Source organism: Micromonospora sp. D75, from assembly GCF_018070405.1.
Classification (GTDB): Bacteria; Actinomycetota; Actinomycetes; order Mycobacteriales; family Micromonosporaceae; genus Micromonospora; species Micromonospora chalcea.
Genome location: NZ_JAGPXV010000384.1, coordinates 1 through 5,689 on the forward strand (window position 1 = coordinate 1; position 5,689 = coordinate 5,689).

5 protein-coding genes and 1 pseudogene are annotated in these 5,689 nt (G+C 73.9%); 2 read left to right on the plus strand and 4 right to left on the minus strand.

Going from position 1 to position 5,689, the window contains the following annotated elements:
* Positions 1 to 239: pseudogene (locus tag KBX39_RS21070) on the plus strand (heavy metal translocating P-type ATPase); the annotation flags it as partial.
* A 26-nt stretch (positions 240 to 265) separates the two neighbouring features.
* On the plus strand, positions 266 to 877 hold the full coding sequence (locus KBX39_RS21075; protein WP_210872109.1) for a hemerythrin domain-containing protein: 612 nt from the start codon (positions 266 to 268) through the stop codon (positions 875 to 877).
* Between the two features lie 46 nt (positions 878 to 923).
* On the opposite strand, the gene KBX39_RS21080 is transcribed toward KBX39_RS21075, so the two are convergent.
* The 4 genes from KBX39_RS21080 to KBX39_RS21095 all read right to left on the minus strand — a co-directional run.
* Entirely contained in the window at positions 924 to 1,787 is an 864-nt protein-coding gene (locus tag KBX39_RS21080) for a universal stress protein (protein WP_210872111.1), read from the minus strand.
* Entirely contained in the window at positions 1,784 to 4,186 is a 2,403-nt protein-coding gene (locus KBX39_RS21085) for a phosphoketolase (protein ID WP_210872113.1), read from the minus strand. The genes KBX39_RS21080 and KBX39_RS21085 overlap by 4 nt, the downstream gene beginning before the upstream one ends.
* Before the next feature lie 128 nt (positions 4,187 to 4,314).
* Positions 4,315 to 5,145, minus strand: coding sequence for a universal stress protein (locus tag KBX39_RS21090; RefSeq protein ID WP_210872115.1), 831 nt, complete (start codon positions 5,143 to 5,145; stop codon positions 4,315 to 4,317).
* An 83-nt stretch (positions 5,146 to 5,228) separates the two neighbouring features.
* The coding region (locus KBX39_RS21095; protein WP_210872117.1) for a PP2C family serine/threonine-protein phosphatase at positions 5,229 to 5,689 on the minus strand (461 nt) is incomplete at its 5' end.

Consider the following 5,689-nt stretch of genomic DNA (forward strand, 5'->3'; position numbering starts at 1 on the left):
GTGTGGTCGAGGAGGCGGCCACGCTCGACGAGTCGGTGGTCTCCGGCGAGTCGCAGCTGGTCACCCGCGCGGCGGGCGACGAGGTCGCCAGCGGCGTGGTCAACGCGGGCGCCGGGTTCGGGCTGCGGGCCCGCCGCAACGCGGCGGAGAGCACCTACGCCGGCATCGTCCGCCTGGCCGGGGAGGCCACCGCCCGCAAGGCGCCGATGGTACGGCTCGCCGACCGGTACGCCGCCGCATCGCGGTGCAGAGCGCCACCGTCGGGATGGGCCTGGCGGTGCTGGCGATGCTGGTGGCGGCCGCCGGCCGGCTGCCCCCGGTGGCCGGCGCGTTCCTGCAGGAGGGCATCGACGTCCTGGTGATCCTCAATGCGCTGCGCGCGCTCGGCGGTGGCCTGCGGCGGTGGGACCTGCCCCCGCACACGGCGGAGCTGATCGACAGGTACGCGGGCGAGCACGGTGGCATCCGGGACGTGCTGGCCCGGCTGCGGGACACCGCCGACATGGTGGCGACCCGACCGGACGACCCGGCGTGCCTGCCGGCGCTGCGCGAGGTGCACCGGCGTCTGGTCGACGAGGTGCTGCCGCACGAGGCGGCCGAGGACCGGCAGCTGTACCCGGCGCTGGCCGGGCCGCTCGGCAGCGACGAGGCGACCTCCACGATGAGCCGGGCGCACGTGGAGATCGTGCGGCTGGTGGAGCGGTTCGGCGGGCATCTCACGGCGCAGCCGGACGGGCGGCTGCGCCGTGACGAGGTGCCCGACCTGCTCGCCGCGCTCTACGGCCTGGACGCGGTGCTGCGCCTGCACCTGGCGCAGGAGGAGGAGGACTACTTCTCGCTCAACCCGGAGGAGGGCTCCACCGCGTCCGGCCGCTGACCACCGTCCTCGGCAGGTGCTCCACGAGCCAAGCGCGCCCGTCTGGTCAGCGCTCGCGTACCACGGCGACCGGGCAGTGCGAGTGCTGGATGAGCTGCTGGCTGACCGAGCCAAGCAGCATGCCGCGCAACCCGCCCCGGCCCCGGCTGCCGACCACCACGAGCTGCGCCGACCGGCTCGCCTCCACCAGCAGCGCCGACGGGCTGCCGGGGACGGCCTCGACCTCCACCGGCACGTCGGGGAAGCTCTCCCGCCAGGTGGCCAGCTCCGCCTCGGCGGCGGCCCGCTCGGCGGCGGCGGTCTCCTCCGGGTCGAAGCCCGGCGGCACCCACCTGTCGCCGGGCGGCTCCCAGGCCCGCAGCACCCGCAGCGGCACGTCCCGCTGGGCGGCCCGCTCGACGGCGAAGCCGAGCGCCCGCAGCGCCGTCTCCGAGCCGTCCGAGCCGACCACCACCGGCCCGGACGTGGCGGCCTGACCGTCGCGGACCACCACCACCGGGCAGTGGGCGTGCGCTGTCACCGAGACCGCGGTGGAGCCGGCGAGCAGCCCGCCGAAGCCGCCGTGGCCGCGGCTGCCGAGCACCAGCATCCCGGCCTCGGCGGACTGTTCCTGCAGCACCAGCGCGGGCGGGCCGTCGAACACCTCGCCGTGCACGGTGAGGCCGGGCCGGTCGGCGGCGGCGTCCGCCGCCGCCTTGCGGACCAGTTCCTCGACCTGCCGGCGGGCGGCCTCGTCCGGCCACACCCCCGGAGCCACCCCGGGACCGATCCAGCCGGTCACCGTCAACCACTCGAAGACGTACGCCAGCCGCACCGGCCAGCCCGAGCGGCCCGCCTCGTCCAGCGCCCAGTTCAGGGCGACAGCCGCGTCAGGGGAGCCGTCGTAGCCGACGAGGATCTCCTCGTTCATTCGCCACTCCTTACCGCCGGATCGTTCTCGCGGACCCAGCGCCACTCGGCGACGCGGGGGTCGTCCTCGCCGTAGCGCCGGGTGTAGTCGCGGCAGGACTGGCGGGCGTCCACCATGTCCTGACGCAGGTGCGCGGCCCGCGACCGCAGCCCCGGCACCCGGTCGATCACGTCGATGACCAGGTGGAAGCGGTCCAGGTCGTTGAGCATCACCATGTCGAACGGCGTCGTGGTGGTGCCCTCCTCCTTGTAGCCGCGTACGTGCAGGTTCTCGTGGTTGGTCCGGCGGTAGGTGAGCCGGTGGATCAGCCACGGGTAGCCGTGGTAGGCGAAGATGACCGGCTTGTCCCGGGTGAAGATGGTGTCGAACTCGTTGTCCGGCAGGCCGTGCGGGTGCTCCGAGGGCGGTTGCAGGCGCATCAGGTCGACCACGTTGACCACCCGCACCTTCAGGTCCGGCAGGTGCCGGCGCAGCAGGTCGACAGCGGCGAGCGTCTCCAGCGTCGGCACGTCGCCGGCGCAGGCGAGCACCACGTCCGGCTCGACGCCGTCGTCGGTGCTGGCCCAGTCCCAGATGCCCAGGCCGCGGCGGCAGTGCTGGATCGCCTCGTCCATGGTCAGCCAGTTCGGCGCGGGCTGCTTGCCGGCCACCACCACGTTGATGTACTGCCGGCTGCGCAGACAGTGGTCCATGGTGGACAGGAGCGTGTTGCCGTCCGGCGGCAGGTAGACGCGGACCACCTCGGCCTTCTTGTTCATCACGTGGTCGATGAAGCCCGGGTCCTGGTGCGAGAAGCCGTTGTGGTCCTGCCGCCACACGTGGCTGGACAGCAGGTAGTTCAGCGAGGCCACCGGCTCCCGCCACGGGATGTCCCGGGTCACCTTCAGCCACTTGGCGTGCTGGTTGACCATCGAGTCGACGATGTGGATGAACGCCTCGTAGCTGGTGAAGATGCCGTGCCGGCCGGTCAGCAGGTAGCCCTCCAGCCAGCCCTGGCACAGGTGCTCGGAGAGCACCTCCATCACCCGGCCGTCGGGGGAGAGATGGTCGTCACCGGGCACCTCCGCGCCGATGAACGCGCGGCCGGTCACCTCGAAGGCCGCGCCGAGCCGGTTCGAGGCGACCTCGTCCGGGCCGAACAGGCGGAACGTCTCCGGGTTACGCGCGATCACGTCGCGGACCCAGGGGCCGAGCACACCGGTCGCGCCGGCCATCGGCTCGCCCGGCTTCGGCACGTCGACCGCGTAGTCGCGGAAGTCGGGCAGCTCCAGGTCGCGCAGCAGCCGGCCGCCGTTGGCCACCGGGTTCGCGCTCATCCGGCGGTCACCGGTCGGCGGCAGGTCGGCCACCTCGGCGACCGGGCCGCCGGTGGCGTCGAACAGCTCCTCCGGACGGTAGCTGCGCAGCCAGCGCTCCAGCTCGGCCAGGTGCTCCGGGTTGTCCCGGACGCCGGAGATCGGCACCTGGTGGGCGCGGAACGTGCCCTCGACCTGCTTGCCGTCGACCCGGGACGGCCCGGTCCAGCCCTTCGGCGTACGCAGGACGATCATCGGCCAGCGCGGGCGTTCCACGCGCTCACCGGAGCGGGCGCGGCGCTGGATCTCGCCGATCTCGTCGACCGCCCGGTCCAGCGTGGCGGCGAGCGACTGGTGCACTGCCGCCGGGTCGTCGCCCTCCACCACGTACGGCTGGTAGCCGAAGCCGCGCATCATCTCGCGCAGATCCGCACGGGGGATCCGGTCCAGCACGGTCGGGTTGGCGATCTTGTAGCCGTTGAGGTGCAGGATCGGCAGCACCGCGCCGTCGCGGGCCGGGTTGAGGAACACGTTCGACAGCCAGCTCCCGGCCAGCGGGCCGGTCTCCGCCTCGCCGTCGCCGATCACGCAGGCCACCAGCAGGTCCGGGTTGTCGAACGCGGCGCCGTACGCGTGGCTCAGCGCGTACCCCAGCTCGCCGCCCTCGTGGATCGAACCCGGCACCTCCGGCGCCACGTGGCTCGGGATCCCGCCCGGGAAGGAGAACTGGCGGAACAGCCGCTGCATGCCGGTCTCGTCGCGGGGGATGTGGTGGTACAGCTCGCTGTAGGTGCCCTCCAGCCAGGTGTTCGCGACCAGCGCCGGGCCGCCGTGGCCGGGACCGGTGACGAAGATGGCGGACAGGTCCCGGTCGACGATGACCCGGTTGAGGTGCGTGTAGAGCAGGTTGAGCCCGGGGCTGGTGCCCCAGTGGCCCAGCAGGCGCGGCTTGACGTGCTCGGGTCTGAGCGGTTCGCGCAGCAGCGGATTGTCGAGCAGGTAGATCTGGCCGACGGTCAGGTAGTTCGCCGCCCGCCAGTAGGCGTCCAGCCGGCGCAACTCGTCCTCGGTCAGGGGGCTGTGCAGGTTCACCGCGGTGTCCATGCTGCCTTAGCCTCTCGTGGCTCGGGATCTGCTGCCACTCGGGGACCACGTCTTCTTCCCCGGCGGGTTCAGCTTCGCCCCGGTCCGGGACCGCCGGTCAGGGCCGTAGGTCCCGCCTCGGGTGGGCGTCACGATCCGTCCCCGGCGCCCGTGTCGAGTCCCCGTACGATGATCAGCGGGGCCGGCGAATGGTAGAGCAGGGACTGGCTGACCGCGCCCAGAGTCGACCGTACCGGCCCGTCGCCCCGGGCGGCGACGACTGCGAGCTGCGCCGCGCGGGACCGGTCGAGCAGGACGGATGTCGGCTCACCGTGGACGGTGAGGCAGTCGGTGGTGACCCGGGGGTGCCGGACGGCGTGCCGGTTCACCGCCTCCTCCAGCAGCCCGTCGTCGCCGTCGCCGCACCCGGGCTCGATCACCCGGACGGCGAGCAGGCGGGCGCCGCGGCTCTCCGCGCAGTCGAAGGCGTATCCGAGTGCGGCGCGGGAGCTGGCCGACCCGTCGAAGCCGACGACCAACGGTCCGGGCGGGGCCGGCTCGGCGCGGCCGACCAGCACCGGGCAGCCCGCCCGGGCGGCCACCTCCACGGCCGGCGTGTCGGTGGGTACCGAGTGTGGGCGGGTCGACATGCCGCCGTCACCGAGCGCGATCAGGAACGCGGTGTCGGCGGCCCGCAACAACGCCTCGACCGGTGAGCCCTCGACGATCTCGCCGCTGACCGGCACCTCCGGCGCGCACTCGGCGGCGGCCTGCCCGGCGGTCTCCAGCAGGTTCTCCGCGTCCGTGCGGGTACCGCCCGCCGGGGCGGGCCCGGGCGTCGCGGCCCAGTTGAACGCGTGCAGCAGATGCAGCGGCCGGTGGTGGGCGGCGGCCTCGGCGGCGGCGGTGCGGACCACCGCCAGATCCTCCGCCGACCGGCCCACGCCGACCACCACCGAACCGTGGCTGGGTGCGGCCACCCCGGCTCACCTCCCGACCCCGCTTTTCACTCACCGTAGTCGCGGGACCGGGTGCGCCGGACCGGGTCGGCGGAAACCGGCGGTCAGCGCGGGGCGGGCAGGGCGGGGTGGACGCGCAGCACGACGGCTGTGGCGTTGTCCTCGCCGCCCTCGTCGAGGCTGGCGGCGAGCAGGGCCTCGGCGGTGCGCGCCGGGTCGCGCCGGGCGGCGAGCAGGTCGCGCAGCCGGTGGTAGCCGAGCTGGTCGCTGACCCCGTCGGTGCACAGCAGCCAGGTGTCGCCCCGGCGCAGCGGCACGGCGAGCAGGTCCGGCTCGGGCCGGTCGGGGTGTCCGACGTAGCGCAGCAGCTGGTAGCGGGCCCGGGCCGCCTCCGGCGAGTCCGGCGGCCACCAGCCGTGCAGCAGACCCAGCCAGGCCATGGTGTGGTCGACCGTCACCAGCTCCAGCAGCCCGTCGCGCAGCCGGTACGCCCGCGAGTCGCCGAGCTGGACCAGCCAGCCCTGGTCGCCGTCGGGCTGGACGACGAGCGCGGTGAGCGTGCATC

Coding starts and splice junctions, on each gene's coding strand:
- KBX39_RS21085 (WP_210872113.1), bottom strand. CDS start 4,186: ATGGACACCGCGGTGAACCTGCACAGCCCCCTGACCGAGGACGAGTTG.
- KBX39_RS21075 (WP_210872109.1), top strand. CDS start 266: ATGGGCCTGGCGGTGCTGGCGATGCTGGTGGCGGCCGCCGGCCGGCTG.
- KBX39_RS21080 (WP_210872111.1), bottom strand. CDS start 1,787: ATGAACGAGGAGATCCTCGTCGGCTACGACGGCTCCCCTGACGCGGCT.